The sequence below is a fragment of the Shimia sp. R9_1 genome, from assembly GCF_017743775.1.
Taxonomy (GTDB): domain Bacteria; phylum Pseudomonadota; class Alphaproteobacteria; order Rhodobacterales; family Rhodobacteraceae; genus Shimia.
Genome location: NZ_JAGHRN010000002.1, coordinates 476,175 through 501,952, shown reverse-complemented (window position 1 = coordinate 501,952; position 25,778 = coordinate 476,175). Strand labels below are relative to the sequence as shown.

Genomic DNA, 25,778 nt, shown 5'->3' with positions numbered 1-25,778 from the left:
AAACCACCCTCTTTCAGTTTTAGCTTCGGTTCGGATCCATTGCGTCCCGCAAACCATCGCCAAAGAAGTTGAACGCCAAAACCACAATCACGATCGGTAGCATCGGAATCGCCGTCCAGGGATAGATCTCAATCGACGCAAGGTTCTGCGCATCGTTCAGCATGACGCCCCAACTCACCGCTGGCGCGCGCAACCCCAACCCCAAGAAGCTCAGCGCCGTTTCCCCCAAAATCATCGCCGGGATCGAGAGCGTCGCGCTGGCGATCAGATGGCTGAGGAAGTTGGGCAAAAGGTGTTTTTTGATCACCCGGCTTGGCTTCGCCCCCATCATCTCAGCGGCTTTCACAAATTCTTCTTCGCGCAAACTCAGGAATTTGGAGCGCACAGCACGGGCCAAGCCCGGCCAGTCGAGAATACCAAGGATGATCGAGATGATGAAAAACACCGCCACAGGCCCCCAGTGAGAGGGCACAGCCGCCGACAGCGCGAGCCACAGGGGCAGCTCTGGCAGGCTGCGCAAGACTTCAATCACTCGGTTGATGAACCAATCCAGAAAGCCGCCAAAATAGCCAGCGATCGAACCCAGAATGATCCCGATCACAAAGGAAACAGTGATACCCACAAGCCCGACGGTCAGCGAAAGCTGCGCGCCATAAAGGATGCGTGAAAACACATCGCGCCCCAATCGATCCGCACCAAAGAGGAACAGGGTCGCTCCCTCCGGAGCACAGAAGAAATGCGTGTTGGCCGGAATGAACCCTGCGAGCTTATAGTCAGCCCCTTCGCAGAAGAACTCAAGCATCATTGGTGTGTCGGTATCCGGCACATATTTCCAACTGAAGCTCTCCAGATCCATTTCCGCCGTGGTCGGATAGACATGCGGGCCAATGAAGCGGCCGTCATGAATGAAATGCATCCGCTGCGGAGGGGCGTAGATGTAATCTTCCAACCGTTCGTTGGGCCCATAAGGCGCAATGAAGCCAGCAAAAGGCAGCGACAGATAGGCAAGGAGCAGAAAAATGGCTGAGATCAAGCCAAGCTTATGTTGCTTAAAGCGCAACCACAGCAACCGCGCGTTGGACATATCCAACTCGGCGCTGCGCGCCTCTGCCGCTGCTTCGGGATTATAAGGGGCCTGATCGACAAAACGCCCGTCTGGCTGAATGCTCATCGCTCCCGCCCTCCAAATCGAATGCGCGGATCAAGCAGCGCGAGCAAGAGATCGGACACCAGCGTGCCAATCAGCGTAAGAAGCGCCACAAACATCAACACAAAAGCGGACAGGAACAGATCCTGCGACTTAAGCGCTGACAGCAGCAGCGGCCCGATGGTTTGCAGCCCCAAAACCACAGACACCAGAACCGAACCGGAGACCAGTGAAGGCAAAAGCGTGCCGATGTCGGCCACAAATGGGTTAAAAGCCACGCGAAGGGGATATTTGGTGAGCATACGCGGCTCGCTCATACCTTTGGCCCGCGCTGTTTCCACATAGGGTTTACCTAGTTCATCAAGCAGGTTCGCTCGCAGCCGCTGCATCATCGCCGCCGCGCCTGACGTGCCAATCACAAAGGTTGGAATGATCAAGTGGACCAGAACCGACTTCATCTTCTCAAAGCTCATCGGTTCACCTTCGAACTGCGGATCCATCAACCCACCAATCGGCAGGTTGAGATAGCGGTTGCCGTAATAAAACAGGATCAGCGCCAGCAAGAAGTTCGGCGTCGCGAGACCAAGATAGCCAATGAACGCAGAGGTATAGTCAATCCAGGTTTTGGATTTCGCCGCAGCCAGAACGCCAAGCGGCAGCGCCACAGCATAGATGAAAAGCACCGCAGCCAGATTGACCAGCACCGTCATCCAAAGCGCACCGCCGACCAGATCAGCCACCGGCTTGTCGAACTCAAAGGACCAGCCAAACTCGCCCTGCAAAAGCCCCGCAAAACCATGCGGCCCCTGCATGAACCCGGCCCAGATCAGATATTGCTTCCACAAAGGTTGATCGAGTGAGTACTCCTGCCGAAGGAACTCCGCCTTGGCGATCCCATTGGATTGCCCGGTCGCGCGCAGCTCGTTGATTTGATTGGACAGATAGTCCCCCGGCGGCAGGTTGATGATGACAAACACCAACACCGACACCACCAGAAGTGTCGCAAGCATGGTCAAAAACCGGAAAACCGCGAACCGCAGCAGAGCCATTCCTTGCTCCTATTCCGCAAAGAAGAATTCATCGGGGCGATGCACCCCGAAATGGGCACCGGGAGACCAAGCCCAAATGGCTTTCTCCGGCACATTGCGCAAGCGATTGGACACAACAACCGGTTGTGGCGCGCCGTTCAACAGGCCAATGGCAAAAACATTGTCAGCATGAATATCCACCATACGCTGCCAGATCACAGCGCGATCCACCGACGTATAGGCCTGTGTCCACTGATGCGCGAGATCGTTCAGTTCAATCGCGGCAGGAAGATCAGGGGCCTCACCAACTTCACCATGTGTCTGATGGTACTGCCCCCACTTCGGCCAAGAGAGGAACGCCTGATCCCACGGCGCAAGATAGCCCGGTGAGGTGTATGGCTGCGGCAGCCCGTTGTCCCAGCCAAACCACGTGGAGGCCATGGTTTCTCCGGCGTAGACCCGATTGCGCAAAATATCGCGTTCCAAGGGGCGCATGATCAGCTTCACGCCAATCTCCGCCCAATTGTCAGTGATAATCTGCAGCGCGTTTTCAACCTCTTGGCGCTCGCCTGCCGTCTCGATCACCACCCATACGGGGCGCCCATCGGGCAGCGTGCGATATCCTTCTTTGGTGCGCTTATCGAGGCCCATTTCATCCAGCAGAGCATTGGCTTGATCCAGATCACGAATGGCCCATGCATCGCGGTTTTTCTCTTTGAAGAAAGGACTCACCGGCAAAACCGTCATGCCACCCTGTTTGGCCAAGCCAAAGTAAAGGCCGCGGTTAATGATCTTGCGATTGATTGCCAGAGACAGCGCCCGACGGAAACGCACATCGCGCAGCGTCTCCCGCCAGCCCTCGTCGTTGTAGTTCAGATTGGGATAGATCGCGATCTGACTGGCCGTGCCGTTGCCCCACAACATGGTGCTGTAGTTGCCTTGCGCCTCACCCTTTTTCAGGATCGCCGTGTCTTTGAAGTCCAGCCCACGCGCCTGCAGATCCACTTCGCCCGCATTTGCCTTCGCAGCAACAAGACCCGGCGCAACCACCTGCATTTCAACAACATCGATGTAGGGCAATTGCACCCCATTGCTGTCGATCCGGTGGTAGAAGGGATTGCGGACAAACAGGAACCGGCTTTTGCCGTCTTTCGTCGCCAGGATCCAAGGCTGCAGCGTAGGCAGATCCGGATTGTCGAACTTATACATATTGTCCTGACGGTTGTGCAGCGCGGCCCAACTGCGCACACGCGCCTCATAAAGCCGCTCACTCAGCTCTTCTTCATCCGTGTAGTCCGCATGGAACGGCTTCATGAAATGCGCAGGGCGATAGATGAACGGCGGGCGCGCCTCGGCCAGCATCTGCAAAAACTGCGGGTTGGGTTTGCTCCACTCATAGATAACCGTATGTGCATCGGGGAAACTGACCTTTGGCAGCTCTCCTTCAACTCTCAGGAAATCGACGGGACCTGAAGGGGACAGCAACGGATTGTTGGCAACATCCTCCCACCAGTAGCGGAAGTCCTCAGATGTAAACGGATGACCGTCCGACCACTTGTGGCCGGGGCGTAGGCGCATGGTGAATTTCTTGCCGTCTTCATTGTCTAGACCCGCAAGAATATCGGGGACCAATTCATACCGTTCGTTGTAGCCCACAAGCCGCGCATAGCCGTACACAACCATTTGCCGAACATCTTTGGAGCGCGTGACCATGGTGCGCAAAGTGCCACCCTGCTTGCCGAACTCCCGGTTGCGCAGAGACAGATCTACGGTCTTTGGCGCCTTTGGCACACGCTCTGCAACCGGCGGCAAATTTCCGGCAGAAACATCTGATTGCCAAAAGCCGCTTTCCTGTAGCTCCATCGCCGAGGCAGCGTGGACACCCAGCAAAGAACAGGCCGCAAAAAGGCCAGCTGTGATCAGTCGTTTAGGCATGGTAACGCACCTTGTGTCCTGGCTCGGTCTCTCGCAACGGCGGCGCATTCACACCGTCAAAGCGGAAAGCATCGGGCCAACTGGAAGGCGCGCCTGCCCCCTGTGCCACGATCTTGAGGTTGATGGGGCGCGCAATATCTGGCTCAGGCTGAGCCGCAATGAGCGCCTTGGTATAGGGATGTTGCGGATTATAGAAGAGCTGCTCTGGCGGACCTTGTTCGACCACAAGCCCTGCGCGCATTACCGCGACTTCATCCGCTATCCGCGCCACAACAGCAAGATCATGGCTGATGAAGAGGTAGCTGAGGTTGAGGCGGTCCCGAATGTCTTCAAGCAGGCGCAACACTTGCTCCTGAACAGAAACATCCAGTGCTGATGTCGGCTCATCACATACCAGAAACGTCGGCCCAAGCATCAATGCACGCGCGATGGAAAGTCGCTGGCGTTGCCCCCCGGAGAAGGCATGTGGAAAGCGCGTGAGCATGTTTTCATTCAGCCCGACCCAGCGCAGAATTTCCACGGCACGGTCAACACGCTCTGACGGAGATCCAATGTTGTGAATCTCCAGAGGTTCACAAAGCGCATCTTTCACCCGCATACGCGGATTAAGTGTGCTGTAGGGGTCCTGAAACACCATCTGAGCCTTGCGCTGAAACGCCAGACGCTCCGCGCGGTTCAGATCCTGAAGGTTGACCGGCTCAGCACCCGGCTCAGCGCGAAACAGGATCGAGGCGCCGCTATCCGCACGCTCCGCACCGAGCGCCATGCGCGCACATGTGGTTTTACCGGATCCGGATTCACCCACTACCGCCAGTGTTTTGCCGCGCTCGACCCCGAAGTCCACACCTCGGACGGCATTTACCACGGATTTGGCACCCCAAGGTGAGGAGGCCTTAAGCTCATAGGTTTTGTTCACGTCCCGCATCTCAAGGATGTAGTCGCGTTCCTCCTCATCTGGTCGATCTGCCGGCGTGGCCGGAATTTCCGGTGCCGCTGCCATCAAGTCTTTCGTGTAAGGGTGATGCGGATCGCGCAGGACAAGGGGGGCAGGCCCCGCCTCCATGACGCGGCCACGGTTCATCACCACCACATCGTCCGCCATATTGGCCACCACGCCAAGGTCATGGGTCACCAAAATCACCCCCATGCCGGTCTCAGCCTGAAGATCCTTGATCAACCCCAAAACCTGCGCCTGCGTTGTCACATCAAGCGCGGTTGTCGGCTCGTCCGCAATCAGCAGATCAGGCCGCCCAACCATCGCCATCGCAATCATAGCACGCTGGCGCATCCCACCTGAGAGCTCAAACGGATAGGAATTGTAGACGCGTTCAGGGTTTGGGAAGCCAACACGTTCAAACTTCTCAAGAACCAGTTTCTTGCGCTTGGCCGCGTCAAAATCATGATGCAACTTCAGCGCTTCAGACACCTGGTTGCCAATACGGTGGAGCGGGGACAGCGAGCGCATCGGCTCCTGAAAAATCATCGAAATCCGATTGCCGCGAATGCTGCGCATCTTGCGCTCGCTCAGATTGGTGATGTCGATCGGCGCATCTCCGCCACGTCCCGCAAACTCGATCTGACCACCGCGCAACTGGGCCGCCGCAGGCAAAATCCGCAACGCCGCGCGACAGCTCAAGGTCTTCCCCGACCCGCTTTCACCGACCAGCGCGAGGGTCTTTCCGGCGGCGACTGAAAAACTGACGTCATCCACCACAGGTTTGGCTTTTTCAAAGCCAATTGTAAGATTTCGCACAGTTAATAGTGCTGTCAAAGCAATAGTCCCCTGCCACGCTCTTTTTAATCCACCTTGCGGCGGCGTGTTCTGGTTCATCTGAACATGATTATTCTTGTCGGAGCAAGCATCTAGAAACAGCTTCTGTTCACGATCTGCCCAAATGGCGTTCAGCAAGCCACACAAGCGCAAAAGCAATGCGCCCGAAGAATTCTGCCCTTGCATTGTGCTGGACCGGATGCCACGAAGCGGTCATATTGCAATTTCGTGACCAGCCCATCGCGGAGGCCGCGTTATTGCCTCACTTTTGAATTCTAAAAAATAAGCGCAGCGCAGGCTGCGGAGACTTGGATGAAAACCAAAAACACCAGCTTCCTCACCTTTGCTGAACGCCGTTTTCGCCTGAGCGGCCGCGCATTGATCGAAAACGGACATCCCTATTTTGTTCCGACCGATGATCTGGAAGCAAAGGCAGAACAATGGCCACATGGTTTCCTGTCCATGTCGCACTATGACTACCTCGGCCTTATGCATCATCCGGAAACGACCGGTGCTGCCAAAGAGGCCATTGATGCGCAGGGTACGGGCGTGGGCGCCTCCCGTCTCGTAGGCGGTGAACGGCTCGCCCATCGTGCGCTTGAAAACGACATGGCCGAATTCCTCGGTGTCGGCGGCGTGCTTTCAGTGATCTCGGGCTACCTCACCAATGTCTCCGTGGTTGGCCTCCTGCTTGGCCCGCGCGATCTCGTGATTGTCGATGAGCTTGCCCACAACTCCATCATCATGGGCGCACGTGGCACAAAAGCACGCTTTGAGACCTATGCACACAACGATCTGGATGATCTGGAGCGCATTCTGCGCGAACACCGCGCGGATCACGGGCGTGTGCTGATTTGCACCGATGGGCTGTTCTCCATGGACGGTGACATCACCGACCTGCCCCGTCTGCTGGATATGAAAGACGCCTATGACGCGTGGCTTTTGCTGGATGAAGCCCATTCCTATGGCGTTCTCGGCGAAACCGGCCGCGGTCTTTGTGAACACTTCGGCGAAGATCCCAACCGAGTGGAAATCGCTATTGGAACACTGTCCAAAAGCTTCGCATCCTCGGGCGGTTTCATTGCTGCAAATGCCGACGTCATTGAGTGGATGCGCTTCTGCCTTCCAGGCTTTGTCTACTCCGTAGGTCTGCCTCCGGCGACGGTTGCCAGCGCACATGCAGCGCTGAACCTCCTTAAGCATGAGCCGAGCCGCGTTGCCAAGCTGCGCGCCAACTCGCGCCGTTTCCTCACCAAGGCGGCCGAAGCAGGCCTGGACACTGGCACCGCCATCGGTGAGGCCGTTGTTCCGATCCTGTTTGAAACGCCCGAAGATTGCGTCTTTGTCGCTGAAGCCCTGATGCAACAGGGCATCTATGCGCCGCCTGTCGTGCATGTGGGCGTGCCCAAAGACATGCCACGCATCCGGTTCTTCATCTCCGCCGCCCATAGCGAAGCCGATCTGGATCGCGTGATCGATGCGGTCGCGAAGGCTTCTGAGGCTGCCGCAGCTTTGCGGCAACGTATGAGCGCGGAATAATCCCATGTACCTGACTGCTCACACGGGCTTTCAGGGCACCTCCCTGACGCATCGCAACGGGTCAACCTTTGCGATGTTGTTGGCATTTTTTGCCGCCTTCTGCCTGACACTGCAGGCAACTGCGGCCAAGGCAAAGCCGCAACTCGCGCTCACCTCTTCTGAGCAAAGCGACGTCTTGCCATTGGCCAATCCAGACTTCCCGCATCCTGATGAACCCGGCCAGCTGTTCTTTTTGCAACGCAATATGAACGCCAACACCGTGGTCTACAGCGCGCGCTTTGACGACGCGGGCAGCCTGATTGACAAGTCACCCGTGTCTGTCTTTTGGCGCCGCTATGCCGATGAGGGGCAGACCATGGCGCTGCGCTGGTATGAGCGCGTGTTTGGCTTTGGCGTCCGCCTGAAATCGCACGCTTCCGCCACATCGCGCACTCTGGCCTTCAATGCACTGAAATCTCAAAAGCTGGAACTGCGCCAGATTGCACCTTTCAAAGCGGCCCTGTTTACAGAACAGGACGGCCGCGAATATCAGCTGATTTATGGCTATCTCGATGTTGACGAAAGTGGGCTCTTGCCCAAAGTCACCCGTCTGCGTCTTTATACAACCGACCCCCAAACGGGGCTCTATGTGACCCACACTATTGCCGTTTCCGGTGGAGCTTTCAACGAATGACAAAATCCCCTTCTTCTCCGATCCGCACAGTGATTGTTGGTGTTGGCAACTGTGCCAGCTCGCTGATCCAAGGTGTTTCCTACTGCCGCGCTCTTGGCGATGAAGCCGTTGGCGTGAGCTTCCCGGACCTGGCGGGCTATACACCTGCGGATGTTGAACTGGTCGCTGGCTTTGACGTGGACAGCCGCAAGGTTGGCAAAACGCTCGGCGAAGCGGCTTTTGCAGCTCCCAACTGCACCGAACAGTTTCACACCGATCTGGCGGAGCAGACCGGCCCGGTCCTGCGCGGCCCCGATCTTGATGGTGTGGCTGCTCACATGCTCGCTAACCCGGAAGATCGCAGCTTCCGTCTGTCCTCAGAGAACGCGCTCAGCAAAGAAGAGATCGTCGCCAAGCTGAACGAGCTTGAAGCGGAAATCATGATCATCTTCCTGCCCGTTGGCTCTCAGAAAGCGGTGGAGTTCTATGTAGAGTGCGCGCTTGCAGCAGGCGTGGCTGTTGTGAACGGCATCCCGGTCTTCATTGCGTCTCATCCGGTATGGGCCGACAAATTCCGCGCTGCAGGCATCCCGATCCTGGGCGATGACTTCAAAGCGCAGATGGGTGCAACCGTACTGCACCGTACGCTCGCCAATCTGGCAGAAATGCGCGGTGTTGAAATCGATCGCACCTATCAGCTCAACGTAGGCGGCAACACCGACTTCCTGAACATGAGCGAGAACGCTCGTCTGGCCAACAAGCGGGAAAGCAAGACCGAGGCGGTGCAATCCGCGATGGAAGAGCGCCTGCACGAAAATGACATCCGCATCGGCCCATCAGATTATGTGCCATGGCTGAACGACCGCAAAGTTGCCTACGTGCGCCTTGAAGGTCGCCTCTTTGGGGGCGCGCGAACCAACATCGAAGTGCGTCTCGATGTGGAAGATAGCCCGAATGCTGCGGCAGAAGCGCTGGTGGCGATCCGTCTGGCACGTATCGCGCGGGATCGCGGCCTTGCAGGCCCCATCACCGAGGCCAGCGCCTTCCTGTTCAAGCATCCGCCAGAGCAGATCGAAGACACCGACGCGCACGACGTCGTGTTGCGGTTCGTCAACGAGGCCAGCTGATGCGTGCCGCCTTCATTACAGGCGGCTCCAGCGGCATCGGGTTTGCCGCGGCGATGCAGCTTGCGGTGAAGGGGCACGACCTCGCTCTATTTGCGCGTGATGCCAGCCGATTGCTGGCCGCGCGCGACGCCCTGTTGCAAGCAGCGCCCAACATCAATGTGGAAACATATGCCGTCGACGTCGCCAATGAAGTCGCGCTGACAGAGGCGCTTTCCGATGCTGTCCTCGAGCTGGGTGCTCCCGAAATGGCCATCGCCAGCGCGGGTATCGCCCAGCCGGGGCTCTTTCACGCTCAAAGCGCAGACCTCCACCGCAGGCATATGGACGTGAACTATTTTGGCACGCTCACTTTTGTTCAAGCGCTGTCCAAACCGATGCAGGACGCGGGTGGCGGACACATCGGGCTAATCTCCTCCGGCGCGGCATTCTTTGGCATCTATGGCTATGGCGCCTATGCTCCATCCAAATTCGCCCTGCGCGGATTGGCGGAGATTTTGCATCTCGAACTGGCAGCTGCCAACATCACCACAACGGTGATCTATCCGCCTGACACCGATACGCCTCAGCTGACCGAAGAGAAACGCACCAAGCCCATGGCCACCCAGAAGATCACCGAAGGGGGAGGCCTCTGGCAGCCTGAAGACATCGCCGCACGTCTCATTGCGGGGATGAAGGCGGGCCACGCCGCAGTTGCTCCGGGCTTTCAGATGGCCGCGCTCAACCGCCTTGGCAGCCTGATTGCTCCGCTTCTGCGCTGGCACCAAAAACGTATCATTTCCCAGCACGGCAACCAATGACCACGCCCACTGTCCAAGACATTGCCATGGCCGCAGCGGTCATCATCGGCGCGGGATTTGTCATGCTGCTTTTGCTGGCATTGATCCCAAGTATCCGCCGCAAAAGCCTCGACCTTGTCGTCACACTGCTGAGTGCCACCCTCATCCTGATCTGTCTGCTCGCGCTCTTCCTTCTGGGACCGCAAGCTCTGATCGCTGGTTCGACACTCGCCGCTGCCCGGATCGGCTACGAGGTCGCCACGTTGCGTCTTGCAAAAGAAACTCACGTGATTCTGGCGGCTCTTGCTGCCGCTGGTCTCACTGTGATCAGCGCACTGTTTAACCCGGTGGCGATCGCTTGCGCCGGCCTGTGGTTCCTGCTGTTTGCCCGTCAATTGACAACCCGTCCAAGTTCGCCCAATGCCGCGGTCGACGTGCTGCTATTTCCCATGCTGCCCATGGCGCTGCTGGCATATGGCGCGGCACACCCGGAACTCACAGCGCTCATGTTGGCAGCCTACGTACTGGTTGAGATTTTTGACAGTTTCGCCCTCCTTATCGGCAGCCTTCTGGGGCGCACCAAAGCCTTCCCAATCCTCAGCCCCAACAAAACCATCGAGGGCCTTGCCGGTGGTGCAATGGCGCTTCTGATCGCACTTGTTGTGGCTGCGACGATCTGGGGCTTTTCCCCGCTAAAAGCCGCCGCCACCGCACTTTTCGTCGGCGCCCTCGCCGTGGCAGGAGACCTCACCGCCTCACGCCACAAGCGCATTGCCGGTGTGAAGGACTATCCCCGCGTCCTTGCTCGCCAAGGCGGACTTCTGGACAGTCTGGACAGCTGGATTGCCGCGAGCGCTGGCCTTGTGGCGGTTCACTTCCTCACCGCATTGTGGTGAGCGTCTTGCCAGCGGCGCGACACATGGTGACACTCCGCCCATGAGCCGATTGGGAACCTTCCTGCGCCTTCCGGTGCTGCGTGTGCTGGGCAAACCGCTTTTTTTGCGGCTTTTGCTTCTGTTGCTCGTGATCGAGGCGATCTTTCTTGCCGAAAGCTTCACCACATTGATGGAACACGCCCTACGTCTGGGTGGCGGCCCTGTGGATGTGGCACATCTTCTGGGCTTCAAGGTTCCAGAAATCCTCGACCTCGCGCTTGCCATGAGCCTGCTGATCGCCACGTATTTTGCCACGCAGGATGCCCGTAACCGGGGCGAGTTGATGATCCTAGCGACCGCCGGTGTGCATTGGGGTCGGGTGGTGAGTTTTGTGCTGATCTTCGGCCTCATCGGCGGCGCGCTCAGCTTTACCAACGCGGGCCTGATCCTGCCCAGCGCCAAATTTGGCGAGCGGTTGGCGCTGATTGAGCTGCAAAAAGACTTTGTCCTCACCCGTATTCAGGAGGGAGGCAACGAAACCACCCTGCAAACCCTGCGTGACACAACCTTTATTGCCACCCCGCCAAACACATCTTCTGAGCGCGCCGAAGAACGGGGCCATCTGTTTGTGTTTCAGCCCGATATCAACGGAGGTTGGCGTGCAGCAAATTCAGAAAACTGGCATGTCACCGACCCCGAAGTCTCCGACACCCATAAAATCCAGCTGCAACAGCTCAACGTGCTTGAAGGCCTCTACCCGTCACCAGATCTGACACCCAGGCCGCTCAACAGCTTCGCCACCAAATCCGCGGATTTTGCATTCTCCATGTCCGATGCGCTGCCGGAAACCGACACCGAACGCAGCGCGGCTGAACGGCTTCTCAGCCTTTCAGACAGCGAAACCGGCCAGATCACCCGCCTGCTGTCGCGCGCGCTTATGGTACCCATGGCCGGACTGCTGGCCTTGGCGGCACTGGTGGCGGGAGGGGGCGGCCCACTGCGTTTTGCCGCCCTACCTCTGGCCGCGCTCATCATGATGAGCAGCGATGTCGCCAGCGGCGCGATCCTCTCTGGACTCGCATCCAGCCTGCCTACAACTCTGATCTGTGCCGCCGCCGCCCTGCTCTATCTGGGGCCACCGCTGGCCTATCTGATTTGGCAGGGAGAAGCCCTCATGAAACCGGAGGTGCGCCGATGATTGGGCACCGGCACACAGGGCTTGCGGTACGCGCCATGGTGCGCGGGGATCTCGCTGCCATCGGCTTCATGATGTTCACCCTGCTTGTGGTGGCCTTGGCCATTGATCTCGCGAAATGGCTTGGCTCTGTTCAGACGCAGGCCACAGCCACTGATGCCCCACTTTGGTCGGTCCTGTTTCCCTATATTGGCTATCGCAGCGTCGACATCATCACCCGTCTGCTCACCATGGCATGCCTTGCAGGCGGCTTTGTCGTAACACTGCTGCGCCACCAACGACAGGACGATGTGATCCTCGCAGCCTCCGGTGCTGGACCAAGTTTCCGGATTTCTGCGCTGTTGATTTCCGGCCTGCTGCTGGGTCTTGTTCAAATGGCCGGAGAAAACTGGCTGCGCCCAGAAGCGGTGTCTCAACAGGTGGCCGCCAATCTTGGCGACTATGGCAAGCGCTACCACAACAATGAGTTGGGCACACAATGGGTGGTCTCGGACGATCGCGCGCTGCAGGCCACGTTCACCCGGGGCAACGCCCCCCACCTGAGCGACGTGATGTTGTTTGAAGGACTGTCAGAGCCTGAACTCAGCCATGTTCTTCACGCCAACACCGCGCGCCCCAGCTTTCGCGAAGGTATATGGACCTTTGAGCAGGTCACTTACTGGGACGTCAAAAACGCCAACGCTCCCAACTTGGAACCGCGCCTTGATATGCCCTTTGAACTGAACCCCGAAACCGTCCGCTGGTTCGGGGTGGATGCCTACTATCTCCCCAACGCCTCCCTGCGCGCCATCGCTTCAGCACCGGAAAGCGCTGCTGCTTCTGATGCCGCAACCGCTCTTGCGGTGCGCAAAGTTGCGATTTTCCTGCCCGCGATCTTCGCCTTTCTTGGCGTAAGCTTGGCAGGTCAGGGCACGGTCGGGCGCCGCCTGTCCCCTTTCCTGCTTCTGGCACTGGCGGCCGTGGGCTATCTCTCCGTGGTTTCCGTCAAAGTCTTTTGGGCGCTCGGCATTCACGGTGTCTTGCCCCCTATGCTTGCCGCCTCTCTGCCCGCCACCTTCGCGCTTGGTCTCGCTGTCGTACTGCAGCTTCGGCTCGCCGGTTACTTACCCACAACCCGTTTCAAAAACTCCCCTAAGGTCGCGTCATGAAAATTGTGCAGCTCACCCCCTACGCGATGGATCGACCCGGCGGAGTGCAATCCCACGTGCGCGACCTTTCCGCTTGGTTGCGCAGCCAAGGCCATGAGGTGCGCATTGTCGCCCCACCGGGCCAACCAAATCACGCGGAAGAAGGCCTGATGACAGTTGGCACCGCCCGGCCCTGCGCAATCCATGGCACCGCCTTTGAGGTCAGTCGCGCCACGCGCCTCCAACGCGCACAGGCTGTTGCAGAGCTGCGGGGCTGGGGCGCGGAGGTCGTGCATATGCACACCCCTTGGACTCCGCTGCTACCATGGCAGATGTGGCGCAAACTGAAACTGCCCGCCATCGCCACGTTCCATGCAACCCTGCCAGAGAGCGCGCGCTTTGATCCTATGTCCTGGGCGCTGCGGCGTGTGGGACGTTATTTCAACCGACGTATCAGTCGCATCGTTGTGCCGTCCGAGGCACCTTACGCGCAATGGAAAGCCGACAAAGCAAATCCGCTGCCGTTGATCTTGCCACCTGCCATAGATCTCTCTTCTTGGCGCACTGCGGCAGAGGCAACAAAACCCTCTGAAACATTCCGGGTGGTATACATGGGCCGCCTTGAAGCACGCAAAGGTGTTTCCGTCTTGCTTCAGGCCTGGCGGGAACTGCAAAACCAACTGCCTAACGCTGAGTTGATCATCGCCGGCACCGGAGATGAAGAAGACAGGCTGCGCGCCTATGCACAAACGCACCACCTACACAACTTGTCGTTCCAACCTGCCCCCAAAAACGCCGAGGCCCGTGCCCTGATCGCCAGCGCAGACATCTTCGCGGCTCCTGCCTTACACGGAGAGAGCTTTGGACTTGTGTTGATTGAGGCCATGGCCGCTGGCGCGCTCCCTGTCGCCGCGAATAACGAAGGCTTCCGCACAGTTATGACCGGCCAGGGCAAAGATCTTCTGGTGCCACCCGGAGATGCCCAAGCGCTCGCTGATAAGATCAAGACACTGGCCACCAACGCCCCCCATCGCACGACGCTTCAGAGCTGGGCAGCAGATCACGCACATCGTTTTGACGTTGAGACTGTCGGGCAAGATTACATTACGCTCTTCCAAGACGCTCTGCAACAGCGCCGCTAACGCAACCTGAACTTGCCAAGCATTCCGGAGCATGACAGACCCATTCCCGTCCCTTCGGATAAGTCTTCTAAGACGTTTGGGACAACACAGGTTAAAAGACTTTGAGGCATATGAGAGAGACTATGGGCGATCTGGTTATTGCGGCAGATTTTGGCACCTCCGGCGTAAAAGTCGGTGTGGTGGACAGCTCCCTCACCGTGCTCGCACGGGTCACCGAAACCTATCCGCTGTCGTTGGCCTCAGGTGGTATGGCCGAGCAAACGCCTGAAGATTGGTGGGGCGCTCTGGCGCATGCGCTCGCCGCGCTTCGTCGCGACGTGCCCGATCTCTCCAAACGGGCGTCAGCGCTTATCTTCTCCTCCCAGCTTCTCGGCCTGATTTGTTGTGATGAGAATGGCACCCCGCTGCGCCCATGCCTCACATGGCTCGACAAACGCGCAGCCCCTTTGGGTCAAAAACTCATCGGTGGCTTCCCCGAGGTGCTCGGCTACAACATCCCGCGACTGGCCAAATGGCTGCGCATCGCCAATGGCGCTCCGGCCAAAAACGGCATGGACCCCACCGCAAAAATGCTCTGGGTCATGCAACAGGAGCCAGAGATCTACGCCCGCACCCGTTGGATGCTGGACGTAAAAGACTGGCTCATCCATCGTGCCACAGGCGAGTTCACCACCAGCCCCGAAAGCGCCAACCTGAGCTGGGTGATGGACACCAGACAGGGCCGTGAAGGCTGGTCCGATACGCTTTGCGCGCTCACGGGCATCGACCGCAGCAAGCTCGCCCCGATCACCCAAGCAGATGCCGTTGTGGGGCCGCTCACCGCGCAGGCTGCGGCAGAGCTCGGCTTGCCACCGGAGGTACAGGTGCTTGGCGGCACATCCGATGTGATGGCCTCAGCTCTTGGATCTGGCGAAGTTGCCGATGGCGCTCTGCATATCTCCATCGCTACCTCGGCCTGGATCGCAGGCTTCTTCCCCAACCGCCGCCTGAGCGTGCCGCATTCCTACGCCACAGTGTCAACCGGCCTCGACTTCCGCCCTCTGCTGATCGCCAGTCAAGAAAACGCAGGCTCCGCGCTTGATTGGGTCTGCGGCGTCACCGGCGGCGGCGCGGTTGATACCGGCTTTGATGACCTCGGAGCGCCACAAGCGGATGATCCTTTCTTCCTGCCTTGGCTCGCCGGCGAGCGCGTGCCGGTCGACAATGACAGCCTGCGCGGCACCTTCCACGGGCTCAGCCTGCACCACGACGGCGCCGCAATGCGCCGCGCCGCGATCGAGGGTGTTGCGCTGAACCTGCGGTGGGCCATGTCCAAGGTGCAGCGCGAAAAAGGTGTTCAAACTTCCGGGGCGCTGTCCATTGTGGGCGGTGTGGCCGCCAACCCGATTTTCGCCCAGACACTCGCCGACGCGCTAAACCGCGACATCCGTGTGTGCAGCGCACGCCACGCCGGCATGCTGGGCACGGCCACTCTGGCGGCGCCATTTATGAGCTGGGCACCTACGGTGACCGATGCCGCAGCCACACTCAAATTGCGCAGCTCAGCGTTTTACTCACCAAACCCGGATCGCGCAGACGCCCTGGCCGCGCGGGCTGAGAAACTGGACAAAATCCGCCGCCGCCTCATTCGCAGCTACACCTAAAGGACACACCATGATCGACGGGCTAATGAAATCGACAATCGACCCGCTATGGGAGGCAATGGCCACGCCTTTGGTGAAAGCCAAGCTGACGCCAAATCAGGTGACATTCATTGGCCTGCTGCTCGTGATTGCGGTCTCACTGGCTTACCTCTGGCACGGCTCACCCGTGGCCTACGGCCTCACTCTCATTCTGGCGTTTGTCTTTGACGCATTGGATGGCGCGGTTGCCCGCCGACGCGGCATGTCCACCAAAGCGGGGGGCTATTTTGACGCCATGGTGGACCGCTACCAAGAGCTTGTTGTGCTGGCCACTTTGGCCCACATGCACGACGCTTGGCCACTCGCTTTGGCTTGTTTCTCAGGCTCGGTGATCACCTCTTACGCAAAGGCGCGCACAGCCATTGAAATTCCTGTCTCCAACACGGACTGGCCTGATTTCTTTGAGCGGATGGAGCGCGTGATCTACCTCTGCGCCATGCTCCTGATCGCAGGCGCGCTTGGCAACTGGGTGGTGCTCTGGGGGTTGGGTGGCTTTGCGCTACTGTCGCATTTCACCGCCCTGCAGCGCGCCCGTCGCGCCACGCAAATGCTACGCGCTCAGGACGCCGAGGATTCCGCCGAAACATAGGCACCAATCCGACTCACACGCCACGTCCGCCACATGTCAGGCGCAAAGGTCATGAGGTAGAGCAAGAACGAGGAAAGCAGCAAAAGCTCAAGCCCTGTGTAGACATAGTACACCTCGTAGCGCAGCCCCGCTGGGGCGTACCCCTTGCCCAGGAAGAAAACCAGGTAGCTTACGCCCAGCGCGATCGGCACCCAAACATAGGCGCGCCGCCAAGCGGCGTAGCGCGGGGCCAAAACGCGGCCTTCTGCACCCAGATGCGCATAGCTGCGCGACAGAAACTCGCCACAAACCACCACCAGGGCTTGGCTGAAGAAGAACAGATAGCTGCCCAACATGTGCTCATCGCGAAAATGCGGAAAGCGATACTGGCTCAGAACCACCAGCCCCACACAGGCCATCGCCTGCAAAACCAACAGCGCCCAGGTCAGCAGCGTGATGCGCCGCACCATCTTGGCATCAGACGCGCCTACCCGCAGCTCGCGCAGAGCAGGCAGACACAGCAGCACCACACCGACAAACAAGATCGGCGCACACAATAGCATCCAATCCGCGAACGGCTCGCCAATGCGCGGATCTCCTATGGATTCGCTGATGGTATAGGGGCGCTCGGCGGTCTTTTCAGGGTAGAACAGAGCGTATTGCCAACGCGCCGGGTAAATCTGTGCATTCACCACCAGCGTGACAAACCCGGTGCAGATCAGCGAGATCAACATCGCCAATCCTGTGCCGCGTGACGGAGTCCATTGCGTATTGGTCATCTGCCCAAAGCCTCTTTACGTGTGCGCATGCGCTCGTCCGACACGATGCGCCCCGCCTCCATTTTGATCAAGCGATCACATTTGCCAAATTGATGATCATCATGTGTCACCGCCAGCACCAACCGACCGGATGCCGACAGCTCCGGCATCAGCACATCATAGAAAAACGCGCGATTGGCCGGATCCTGATCCGCAGCAAACTCATCCAGCACAATGATCGGCCTTTGCTCTGCAAGGGCCACTGCCAGTGCGAGGCGGCGGCTCTGCCCTGCAGAGAGCGAAGTGTTGGAGAACTTATCCCCTAACAACTGAACCCGCTCTGCCAGCCCAAGCTGCGCAATCCGGCTTTCCAAGGCAGCCAACTCCGTTTCCGGCATGCCATAGGCATGTTCAAACAGATGGAACTGCGCAAAGACCGCAGAAAACAGCTCGCGATACATTGCGGTCGTGTCATCCGTCAGTGGCGCACCATTGAGCAGGATGTCTCCTGTTTCCGGATGGCGCATGCCCGTGATCAAAGACAGCAAAGTGGTTTTGCCCGAGCCATTGCCCCCGCAGATGAACACCGTCTCCCCGGGGTGAAACGTCAGATCAATCGGCCCAAGGTGAAACGGCGTCACATCCGCTCGCCCGATTTCACCGACATTGGCCTCCACACCGCGCAGCGCAATACTGTCAAACCGGTCCAATGGTTTGGACACCGCATGCAGCGCCTGGCTCTGCGCCTCAGCCAATTCGGCCTCGACCCCTTTGATCTTGTAGTAGCTCGCCTCCGCGCGGCTCAAAATCGGCAGAGTGTTGAAAACGAGTTCGGTCGGGCCATTGACCAAGAAGATGATGGTCAGCACCTGAAACATCACGATCGCATCGCCGCCAGAGAGCATCGGCAAAATGATCACCACAAAACACATGAGCAGCGCGACAGCCAGTTGCCCACCACCGGTGCTCGCAGCAAACAAGCGCTCTGAGCGCATCTTGTGAGCCACCTGCGCTGCGATCACGGCTTTGGTTTCACCCTCCAGCGCATCGCGGCGGCTGCCACGCAAGCGCAGTTCCTTCCAGCCGCTCAGCATATCCGTCACACGGTCGCAATACGCCGCAAAGGACTCTGAGGCCTTGATCGCCCAGCGCCTTGCAGGGCCATCCATCAGGGCAAAGCCGATGCCCCCCAAACCAATCGCCGCCACGGCCGCGACGCCAGCAATCCAGCTCACATAAAACAGATACGGGATGGCAAACAGCAAAACCAATGCTGCCCCAATGGCCTCCACCAGATGGATCACCGCCTGCGCAAGCTGGTTCACCTCTGCCGTCATCGCACCATAGACTTTGCCATGGCGGCGCGAGATCAGAAAATCGATGTTGGCACGCAGCAAAAGCGCGGAAAGCCGATTGCGCATCTGCGCTTCAATCCGGGTGATGAGGGTAAAGGCGCGGACCTTCTGAAAATAGCCCGATACCACCATCGCCGCGGCACAGATCAGTAGCATCGCGACCGACCATCCAGGTCCTTCGCTATAGCGCTGCGCGGTTTCATTGATCGCAAAGATCATCCCAGCGCGGCTCAATCCGGATATCAGCGTGAGAAAGACAATGGGATCGCGCATGCCAGCACCCGCATCCAATAGAAAGCTCACGACCTCAAGGCGACGGGCAAAGGCTCCATCAGGTTCCGCCGTCTGAGACGCGGTATTGGTCTTGGCTTTGATGCTCACACAGTTCACTTACGCCGGTCAATCCGGTCCCCTCGCCCGCTTTTCACCCGGAAAACGGCACCGACGCAATACCATCCCGATACTGCCTACAGACAACGTGGCATTTTAGGCGACGCCGAAGAACAGGCCTTGCCCGCTTCTTTGGTTGACCCAGCTGCCCTGCCCCTCAAGATAGCGCAAAGACTTTGGGGGAGCGGAACAATGGCAAAAGCCAAAAACATCCTATTCATCATGTTTGACCAGCTCCGTTGGGATTACCTCAGCTGCTACGGCCATCCACACCTGCAAACCCCGCACATAGACCGGCTGGCTTCCCAAGGAGTCCGCTTCACACGCGCCTATATCCAGTCTCCAATCTGCGGCAGCTCCCGCATGTCCACATACACAGGGCGCTACGTCCACAGCCACGGTGCAAGTTGGAACGGAATTCCACTGAAAGTTGGCGAAATGACCATGGGAGATCATCTGCGCAAGGCGGGCATGGATTGCTGGTTGGTGGGCAAAACCCACATGCGCGCAGACGCCGAAGGCATGGCGCGATTGGGCTTGGAACCTGACAGCCTGATTGGCGCCCGTGTTGCCGAATGCGGCTTTGATGTCTTTGAACGCGATGACGGAATGAAGCCCGAAGGTCCCGAAGGCAGCTATGACCCGGACGGCGCCAAGGCCTACAACACCTATCTGCAAGACAAAGGATACGAGAGCGACAACCCTTGGCATGACTTCGCAAACTCCGGTCTGGATGACGAGGGCAACGTCCTCTCTGGCTGGTTCCTAAAGAACTCTTCTGAGGCGGCGAATATCGCCGAAGAGGACAGCGAAACGCCTTATCTGACCACCCGCGGCATGGACTTCATCGCCCAAGCTGACGGCCCCTGGTGCTGCCATCTCAGCTACATCAAGCCCCATTGGCCCTATATTGTCCCGGAGCCCTACGCCTCCATGTTTGGCCCTGAACACGTCTTGCCTGTTGTCCGATCCGACAGCGAGCGGCAAAACGCCCACCCCGTTCTAAAAGCTTTCATGGACACCAAAATTGGAGAAACCTTCTCGCGCCAAGATGTCCGCGACGCCGTCATCCCTGCCTATATGGGCTTGATCAAACAGGCCGATGACCAGATGGGACGCCTCTTTGCGTGGCTGGAGGAAACCGGCCGGATGGAGGATACAATGATTGTGCTGACCTCCGACCACGGCGATTTCCTGGGCGATCACTGGATGGGAGAAAAGACTTTCTTTCAGGACGCTGCCACCAAGGTGCCTCTGATCATCTACGATCCCAGCCCGGAGGCAGATGTCACGCGCGGCACCGTATGTGATGCATTGGTGGAGTCCATTGACCTTGCCCCCACATTTGTCGACGTCACAGGCGAGCAACCCGCCTATCACATTCTGGAAGGCGAAAGCCTGCAGCCCATTATCCATGGGCAAAAGGAGACAACAGACCGCGCATTTGTAATTTGCGAATACGACTACTCCGCCAGCCCCATCGCCACGCGGCTTAACGCGTCGGTTCGGGACGCGGTGCTGTTCATGGTCGCCACAAATGAGTGGAAACTCGTCCATTGCGAGGGTGGTTACCCTCCGCTGCTGTTTGATCTGGTCAATGATCCCAATGAGCTCACCGATCTCGGACAAAGCGCGGAGCATGCCGAGGTCATCGCGATGATGTATGACCACCTCTTCTCTTGGACCCGCCGCCAATCCCAACGCACAACACGCTCAGCAGAACAGCTCAACGAGATGCGCACCAAATCTGGAGGCAAAGGTGTTGTGATCGGGATCTATGATGAAAACGACGCGCCGCTTGAGCTGACAGTGAAATATCGCGGTCTGAAGGCCAAACCCTATGAGGAATACTTGAAGGGCTAAAGCACCCTATCCCTGATCTGCGCACGGGAACCACAGGCGGAACACCGTGCCTTCGCCTATGGTGCTGTCCGCCTCGATAGTGCCATCGTACAGCTCCACCAGTTTGCGCGAGATCGACAGCCCCAACCCCGTGCCCTCCCCCTGTTTGGTGGTGAAAAACGGGTCAAAAATCCGGCTCAGATGCGCGTCTGTCATACCCACACCTGTGTCCGCCACCTCGATCAACACACCAGCCTGATCGTCTCGCGTGTCGTCCTTGGTAGAGATCCGCAATGATCCCCCCTCAGGCATCGCGTGAATGGCGTTGACGATCAGGTTGATCAACACCTGCTGCAGCTCTGTGCGATTGATCGCAACCGCCCCTTCGCTTTCCAGCTCCAACTGTAACGCGATGTCCCCGCTGTTCAGCAAATGCTGCACCAGCGGCACGGTATCCACCATCACTGCCGAGGGTTGATGAAGTTCGCTCCCCTGCGCGTATTCATCTGGCCTGGTGAACTGCAAAAGCTTGTTCACAATCAAAAAAATCGAATGCGTCTGTTCATCAATCAGTTTCAGCTCGGTCCGAATATCCTCAATCCGATCCCCAAGCTGCACGCGTATCACATCCAGATTCCCCTGGATCACCTGAATGGGATTGTTGATCTCATGCGCGATGCCCGCCGCGATTTCACCAACTGCCGCCAGTTTTTCGGACACAACCAGCTGCCGCGTCGTGGCTTCCAGCCGCCGGTTTGCTTCTGCCAAATCTTGCGTCCGTGCGGCCACGCGCCGGTTCAACTCCCGATCGCGCTCCTGAATTTGCTCCAGCAACGCATCCATCTGTGCCGCCACACGCGCAATCTCCTCATCGCTGTTTTCAACGCCAGTACGCGCCCCCAGATCACCGCCTTCAACCCGTGTGATCGTGCGCAACATCCGCTCCAGCGGCGCAAAGATCTGGCGGGCCCAGCGCAAAAAGATCGGGACGGAAATCAGCACAATCACCGCAAAAGCGACTGCAAAGGTCAGGATGGTTGAGAACTTTGCATCCCGAAACGGCTGATCCAGAAAGCCGACGTAGAGCATCCCGACGCGATTGCCAAAGCTATCCGTGACCGGCTCATAAGCTGAGATGTACCAATCGTTCACCACAAAGGCACGGTCGAGCCAGACCTCACCGCGATCCAAAACAGCCTCTCGTACCACGGCGGAAACACGGGTGCCCAAGGCACGCTCATCCTGAAAGAGGCGCACATTGGTGGAGATGCGCACATCATCCAAAAACAGCGTCGCAGTGCCCTGACTGCCTTCGGTCAAACTCGCGGTCGGATAGACCAGATCGTTGATCGTATCAATAAAAGGGAGATTGCGATTGAGCAGAACACCCCCAACCAAAGCACCGTGGCGCCCATCTTCTGACACCGGCGTGGCCGCATGCACCATCATGCCCCGTGTCTCCTCGACACGCTCTGTTGGTACCGCAGCCTGTGTCGGCACCAGTTTAATACGCGCGAGCTCAGCCAGATCGGAGGAGACCTTGGCCAGATCCTCTCCTGAAAAGACATCAATCTGCGCAGAGCCAAACCCGGCCAGCGCCTGAGACACAACAGGCCACCGCGCCAGATTTCTGTCATCCACCAAACGAGGAGAGGCGATCACAGAACCATCCGCGGCAAGGTAGTAAAGGAAATCCAGCCCAAGCTGGACCCGCTGCACCTGCAGAAGACGCGCGATGCCACTCTGATCGTCAGACCGGACATGATCCACAAAATCCGCCGAGGCCGCCAACGCCTGCATCCGCAGGTCACTGTTTTCAAGCAACTGAGACAGGTACTGATCCGCAATGGTCAGCTCGCCATTCACTTTGGCAATCAGCAGGTTATCAAACCGCGAAGACCAATTCACCGCCGTAATAATGAAGAACAACGGCATGATGACCAGCGTTGGCAAAAGCGCGATAGCCAACAGCCGCATCCGCACAGAAGCGGAGCGGCGTCGTGGCAGCCAGGCCCATGTTGACCTTGAGGCCGAAGATGACCTTTTGGCGCTTGTGTCAGTCATTCCACATCGCGCATTTGCGATCGATGGTTTTACGGGAAATCCCCAATCGTCTTGCGGCCTCCGCACGGTTACCGTCACAGGCTGCCAGCACCGTCAGAATATGCCGACGCTCTACCGCCGCGAGGCTGTCCACCGCCGCAACCTCTTCTTCGGCACCGTTGGCCGCAAACTCCGCCGGCCATTCGCCCACAATCAGTGATCGCTCAATCAGGTTACGCAATTCGCGCACATTCCCCGGCCAGTCATACCGCGCCAGGTTCAAAAGCACCCCCTCAGACAGGGTCAAGGGCGGCACACCAAGCGACTTTGAGATTTGCTGCAAGAACATCAAGGCCAGTTCTTTCAAATCCCCCTCGCGGTTTTGCAAAGGTGGCATCTGAATATTCAGCACATTGATGCGGTGATACAGGTCTTCTCTCAGGCGGCCATCTTTGACCGCCGCTTCAAGATCGGCATTGGTGGCAAAGAGAAACCGCAGGTCCAGCGGCACCTCCCGCGAGGAGCCCACAGGCCGGATTTTCTGATGTTCCACCACACGCAGCAACGCCGCCTGCACCGGAAGCGGCAGCTCCACGATCTCATCGAGGTAAAGCGTGCCGCCATTGGCGTTCATGAACACACCATCATGACGCACCGTGCGCCCGCCTGCGTCCTGCCGGATGTGACCAAAAAGCTCGTGCTCAATCATGTCACCGGCAATGGTTGCGCAATTGATTGGCACAAAAGGTTTGTCGGCGCGCGGCGACATCATGTGCAAGGCACGTGCGGCAACCTCTTTGCCCGTGCCGGTATCCCCCGTCAGCAAAACCGGTGTTGGCAAAGGTGCGGCACGGGCCATCGTGGAGCGTATGGTCTCAATCTGCGGCGAACTGCCGAGGAGGCGCGCGCGCACATGCTCGTTGCCCGCAGCAAGCTCATACTTCAGCAGGTAATTCTCCCGCCGCAGGTTCACACGATCCACACAGCGCGCCACCGCGTTCAAAATCTGGTTGGAGCGGAAAGGCTTCAAAACAAAGTCGACGGCCCCCGCGCGCATCGCTTCAATCGCGGTGTCCATATCTGCAAATGCGGTGATCAAAATGGTGTCAGCAAAGAACCCAAGCTTGCGCTGCTCGCTCAGCCACTCAAGCCCCGAGGTCCCGGGCATCACATTGTCCAGAATTACGATGTCAAAATGGTTCTGATCCAACAGGCGGCTGGCCACATCCGTATTGGCCGCCTGCTCTATGCGCCCGACCACAGGGTCGAGAATTTTGACGATGAAGTTGCGAATGCCCGGCTCGTCATCCACCACCAGCACCGAAGCTGTCGACAGGCCAATGCCAAATTCAGAAGGACGTTTCGTTTGCGCAGACGCACGGTCTATTTGGTTCATGTGGTCAATCCAACCTTACGGCTGTTCCACTGGCAACATCGCTGGCAGAAAACCCGATGGCGTGCAGCCCATAGTAGGCGCCCACGGAAATGGCAGCCACTGCTGCGCAGGCCAGGAAAAACACTCTCATATCTTTAGTCCTCAAAGTCGCTGTAAAGGCGCAGATAGGCGATCAAATCTGCGCGGTCTTCGGCGCGGGTGATGCGTTGAACCGGCATTTTGGTTCCCGCAATATACACGTCCGGCCCCAAATCAAAAAGCGCATCAATGGTTTGGCTTGTCCAAATCACATCAGATGTCAGCAAGGTGTCCGAGTAGCTGTAGTCAGAAACCGTGCCCGCTTCGCGTCCAAAGACATCCTTGAGCGTCGGCCCTGCCCGTCTGGCACTGTCTCCGGTCAGCGTATGGCAAATGGAGCATTTGCGCTGAAACTGGCGCTCCCCATTAGAGGCGCTGTCATTGCCGTTCAGAAACGCGCGACCTTCCGCCACCATCCGGGGGGTGTCATCCGGATCAGACAGCGGCCAGCTGAACATTGCCTCATCCAACCCACCCGCATGAATATTTTCCCCATCAGCAGAAAAAGCCAACGCCCAGATCGGCCCACGGTGGGTGGCCCTGATGTCATTGGCAATCGACCAATCTTCGGTGTTCAGCATCAGAATATAACCTTCGCCGTCGCCTACAGCGAGATGACGGCCATCCCGACTGCTGGTCATGGCCAATATCGGCCGCCGCTCAAGCGTGATGTCTTTGATCAGCTCAGCAGTATCAGGGGTGACAATTTTTGTGACACCGTCCACGGCGCCAAAAGCCAGCCAACCAAGATCTTCGCGCAAAACCAAAGTGTTCACGCCAAACCCATTGGTCAGGAAAAGTTGCCTCAAGTCGCCAGTTGCGGTGTCATAGAGCCGTATCTTACCGTCTGCGGAGGCGGAAAACAGGGCGGCACCGTCATGTGCAAAAGCAACGTCATTCACATTGCTGCCGACTTGAATAAGTCGCGACGCGTCTCCACTCAGCGGCCAGATGCCAACCGATCCATCCCAACTGGCGCTTGCGACACTGCGCCCATCAGGCGCCACCCGCAGCGCCATAACCTTGCCCTTATGCTGCCCCAGAAGCTGTGACGTTCCAGCGTCCAGATCCCAAAGCCGCACGGCAAAATCATCCCCGGCGGAAACCGCCAGAGTGTCGGTCACAAAAACCACCGCGTTTACCGCTGCCTCATGGCCTTCCAGCCACAGCGGCTCCTGCTCTCGCCAAAGGCCAAGAGAATTGTCAAAGCTTGCCGTCAGGATCTGACGACCGTCCGGAGAGACCGCGATGCCTTTGATAGGGCCTCCGTGGCCGGTCAGTTGAAAGAACTCCCCAGCCACCGCACCGGTGGCCCAACACAGGAAACCAAGAAACAGCGCGACAGCCCGCAT

The 25,778-nt window shown here is 58.2% G+C and carries 21 protein-coding genes; 11 read left to right on the top strand and 10 right to left on the bottom strand.

Annotation, left to right across the window (positions count from 1 at the left end; translation table 11 throughout):
- Positions 1-19: 19 nt before the first annotated feature.
- The 4 genes from J7399_RS08775 to J7399_RS08760 all read right to left on the bottom strand — a co-directional run bounded on the left by J7399_RS08775 (position 20) and on the right by J7399_RS08760 (position 5,881).
- Positions 20-1,171, bottom strand: a complete 1,152-nt coding sequence (locus tag J7399_RS08775; protein WP_209058584.1) for an ABC transporter permease — start codon at positions 1,169-1,171, stop codon at positions 20-22.
- Complete coding sequence (locus J7399_RS08770; protein ID WP_209058579.1) at positions 1,168-2,196, bottom strand: ABC transporter permease; 1,029 nt, start codon at positions 2,194-2,196, stop codon at positions 1,168-1,170. The genes J7399_RS08775 and J7399_RS08770 overlap by 4 nt, the downstream gene beginning before the upstream one ends.
- Positions 2,197-2,205: 9 nt before the next feature.
- Positions 2,206-4,038, bottom strand: a complete 1,833-nt coding sequence (locus J7399_RS08765; RefSeq protein WP_247742842.1) for an ABC transporter substrate-binding protein — start codon at positions 4,036-4,038, stop codon at positions 2,206-2,208.
- Between the two features lie 64 nt (positions 4,039-4,102).
- Positions 4,103-5,881: an ABC transporter ATP-binding protein gene (locus J7399_RS08760; protein ID WP_209085373.1), complete on the bottom strand. Its 1,779-nt coding sequence runs from the start codon at positions 5,879-5,881 to the stop codon at positions 4,103-4,105.
- Between the two features lie 312 nt (positions 5,882-6,193).
- On the opposite strand from J7399_RS08760, the gene J7399_RS08755 reads away from it, so the two are divergent.
- The 10 genes from J7399_RS08755 (at position 6,194) to J7399_RS08710 (ending at position 16,585) form a co-directional block, all read left to right on the top strand.
- A complete protein-coding gene (locus tag J7399_RS08755; protein ID WP_209085371.1) occupies positions 6,194-7,420 on the top strand; it encodes an aminotransferase class I/II-fold pyridoxal phosphate-dependent enzyme in 1,227 nt (408 codons plus the stop codon).
- Between the two features lie 4 nt (positions 7,421-7,424).
- Entirely contained in the window at positions 7,425-8,093 is a 669-nt protein-coding gene (locus J7399_RS08750; protein WP_209085368.1) for a DUF4833 domain-containing protein, read from the top strand.
- A complete protein-coding gene (locus J7399_RS08745; protein ID WP_209085365.1) occupies positions 8,090-9,199 on the top strand; it encodes an inositol-3-phosphate synthase in 1,110 nt (369 codons plus the stop codon). The genes J7399_RS08750 and J7399_RS08745 overlap by 4 nt, the downstream gene beginning before the upstream one ends.
- A complete protein-coding gene (locus tag J7399_RS08740) occupies positions 9,199-9,996 on the top strand; it encodes an SDR family oxidoreductase (protein WP_209085363.1) in 798 nt (265 codons plus the stop codon). The genes J7399_RS08745 and J7399_RS08740 overlap by 1 nt, the downstream gene beginning before the upstream one ends.
- Positions 9,993-10,871, top strand: coding sequence for a phosphatidate cytidylyltransferase (locus J7399_RS08735; protein WP_209085361.1), 879 nt, complete (start codon positions 9,993-9,995; stop codon positions 10,869-10,871). Before J7399_RS08740 ends, J7399_RS08735 begins: the two co-directional genes overlap by 4 nt.
- Before the next feature lie 40 nt (positions 10,872-10,911).
- On the top strand, positions 10,912-12,048 hold the full coding sequence (locus J7399_RS08730) for an LptF/LptG family permease (RefSeq protein ID WP_209085359.1): 1,137 nt from the start codon (positions 10,912-10,914) through the stop codon (positions 12,046-12,048).
- A complete protein-coding gene (locus J7399_RS08725) occupies positions 12,045-13,193 on the top strand; it encodes an LptF/LptG family permease (RefSeq protein ID WP_209085357.1) in 1,149 nt (382 codons plus the stop codon). Before J7399_RS08730 ends, J7399_RS08725 begins: the two co-directional genes overlap by 4 nt.
- A complete protein-coding gene (locus tag J7399_RS08720; protein ID WP_209085355.1) occupies positions 13,190-14,314 on the top strand; it encodes a glycosyltransferase family 4 protein in 1,125 nt (374 codons plus the stop codon). The genes J7399_RS08725 and J7399_RS08720 overlap by 4 nt, the downstream gene beginning before the upstream one ends.
- Positions 14,315-14,436: 122 nt before the next feature.
- Positions 14,437-15,957 (top strand): FGGY family carbohydrate kinase, encoded by a 1,521-nt coding sequence (locus J7399_RS08715; RefSeq protein WP_209085352.1) that lies wholly within the window; start codon positions 14,437-14,439, stop codon positions 15,955-15,957.
- 10 nt (positions 15,958-15,967) lie between these two features.
- Positions 15,968-16,585, top strand: a complete 618-nt coding sequence (locus J7399_RS08710) for a CDP-alcohol phosphatidyltransferase family protein (protein WP_209085349.1) — start codon at positions 15,968-15,970, stop codon at positions 16,583-16,585.
- On the opposite strand, the gene J7399_RS08705 is transcribed toward J7399_RS08710, so the two are convergent.
- Together J7399_RS08705 and J7399_RS08700 are read right to left on the bottom strand one after the other, a co-directional pair.
- Entirely contained in the window at positions 16,555-17,343 is a 789-nt protein-coding gene (locus J7399_RS08705; protein ID WP_209085346.1) for a hypothetical protein, read from the bottom strand. The two genes, J7399_RS08710 and J7399_RS08705, sit on opposite strands and share 31 nt — an antisense overlap.
- The gene (locus J7399_RS08700) at positions 17,340-19,058 is read right to left on the bottom strand and encodes a cyclic peptide export ABC transporter (protein ID WP_209085344.1); all 1,719 of its coding nucleotides are present in this window, start codon (positions 19,056-19,058) and stop codon (positions 17,340-17,342) included. The genes J7399_RS08705 and J7399_RS08700 overlap by 4 nt, the downstream gene beginning before the upstream one ends.
- 201 nt (positions 19,059-19,259) lie before the next feature.
- Between J7399_RS08700 and J7399_RS08695 the strand changes: the two genes are divergently transcribed.
- Positions 19,260-20,930 (top strand): sulfatase-like hydrolase/transferase, encoded by a 1,671-nt coding sequence (locus J7399_RS08695; protein ID WP_209085342.1) that lies wholly within the window; start codon positions 19,260-19,262, stop codon positions 20,928-20,930.
- A 6-nt stretch (positions 20,931-20,936) separates the two neighbouring features.
- Here the strand turns inward: J7399_RS08695 and J7399_RS08690 are convergent, their stop codons facing one another.
- From J7399_RS08690 to J7399_RS08680, 4 genes are read right to left on the bottom strand one after another with little or no spacing between them, the layout of a single operon-like run.
- A complete protein-coding gene (locus tag J7399_RS08690; RefSeq protein ID WP_209085340.1) occupies positions 20,937-22,973 on the bottom strand; it encodes a HAMP domain-containing sensor histidine kinase in 2,037 nt (678 codons plus the stop codon).
- Complete coding sequence (locus J7399_RS08685; RefSeq protein WP_209058548.1) at positions 22,966-24,348, bottom strand: sigma-54 dependent transcriptional regulator; 1,383 nt, start codon at positions 24,346-24,348, stop codon at positions 22,966-22,968. Before J7399_RS08685 ends, J7399_RS08690 begins: the two co-directional genes overlap by 8 nt.
- A 4-nt stretch (positions 24,349-24,352) precedes the next feature.
- On the bottom strand, positions 24,353-24,478 hold the full coding sequence (locus J7399_RS21085; protein WP_280637703.1) for a hypothetical protein: 126 nt from the start codon (positions 24,476-24,478) through the stop codon (positions 24,353-24,355).
- Positions 24,479-24,482: 4 nt separating this feature from the next.
- Entirely contained in the window at positions 24,483-25,778 is a 1,296-nt protein-coding gene (locus J7399_RS08680; RefSeq protein ID WP_209085337.1) for a c-type cytochrome, read from the bottom strand.

Bases quoted from the DNA above. Each gene is read 5' to 3' on its own strand.
- J7399_RS08775 (WP_209058584.1), bottom strand. From the start codon at position 1,171: ATGAGCATTCAGCCAGACGGGCGTTTTGTCGATCAGGCCCCTTATAAT.
- J7399_RS08770 (WP_209058579.1), bottom strand. From the start codon at position 2,196: ATGGCTCTGCTGCGGTTCGCGGTTTTCCGGTTTTTGACCATGCTTGCG.
- J7399_RS08765 (WP_247742842.1), bottom strand. From the start codon at position 4,038: ATGGAGCTACAGGAAAGCGGCTTTTGGCAATCAGATGTTTCTGCCGGA.
- J7399_RS08755 (WP_209085371.1), top strand. From the start codon at position 6,194: ATGAAAACCAAAAACACCAGCTTCCTCACCTTTGCTGAACGCCGTTTT.
- J7399_RS08750 (WP_209085368.1), top strand. From the start codon at position 7,425: ATGTACCTGACTGCTCACACGGGCTTTCAGGGCACCTCCCTGACGCAT.
- J7399_RS08745 (WP_209085365.1), top strand. From the start codon at position 8,090: ATGACAAAATCCCCTTCTTCTCCGATCCGCACAGTGATTGTTGGTGTT.
- J7399_RS08740 (WP_209085363.1), top strand. From the start codon at position 9,199: ATGCGTGCCGCCTTCATTACAGGCGGCTCCAGCGGCATCGGGTTTGCC.
- J7399_RS08735 (WP_209085361.1), top strand. From the start codon at position 9,993: ATGACCACGCCCACTGTCCAAGACATTGCCATGGCCGCAGCGGTCATC.
- J7399_RS08730 (WP_209085359.1), top strand. From the start codon at position 10,912: ATGAGCCGATTGGGAACCTTCCTGCGCCTTCCGGTGCTGCGTGTGCTG.
- J7399_RS08725 (WP_209085357.1), top strand. From the start codon at position 12,045: ATGATTGGGCACCGGCACACAGGGCTTGCGGTACGCGCCATGGTGCGC.
- J7399_RS08720 (WP_209085355.1), top strand. From the start codon at position 13,190: ATGAAAATTGTGCAGCTCACCCCCTACGCGATGGATCGACCCGGCGGA.
- J7399_RS08715 (WP_209085352.1), top strand. From the start codon at position 14,437: ATGGGCGATCTGGTTATTGCGGCAGATTTTGGCACCTCCGGCGTAAAA.
- J7399_RS08710 (WP_209085349.1), top strand. From the start codon at position 15,968: ATGATCGACGGGCTAATGAAATCGACAATCGACCCGCTATGGGAGGCA.
- J7399_RS08705 (WP_209085346.1), bottom strand. From the start codon at position 17,343: ATGACCAATACGCAATGGACTCCGTCACGCGGCACAGGATTGGCGATG.
- J7399_RS08695 (WP_209085342.1), top strand. From the start codon at position 19,260: ATGGCAAAAGCCAAAAACATCCTATTCATCATGTTTGACCAGCTCCGT.
- J7399_RS08690 (WP_209085340.1), bottom strand. From the start codon at position 22,973: ATGACTGACACAAGCGCCAAAAGGTCATCTTCGGCCTCAAGGTCAACA.
- J7399_RS08685 (WP_209058548.1), bottom strand. From the start codon at position 24,348: ATGAACCAAATAGACCGTGCGTCTGCGCAAACGAAACGTCCTTCTGAA.
- J7399_RS21085 (WP_280637703.1), bottom strand. From the start codon at position 24,478: ATGAGAGTGTTTTTCCTGGCCTGCGCAGCAGTGGCTGCCATTTCCGTG.
- J7399_RS08680 (WP_209085337.1), bottom strand. From the start codon at position 25,778: ATGCGGGCTGTCGCGCTGTTTCTTGGTTTCCTGTGTTGGGCCACCGGT.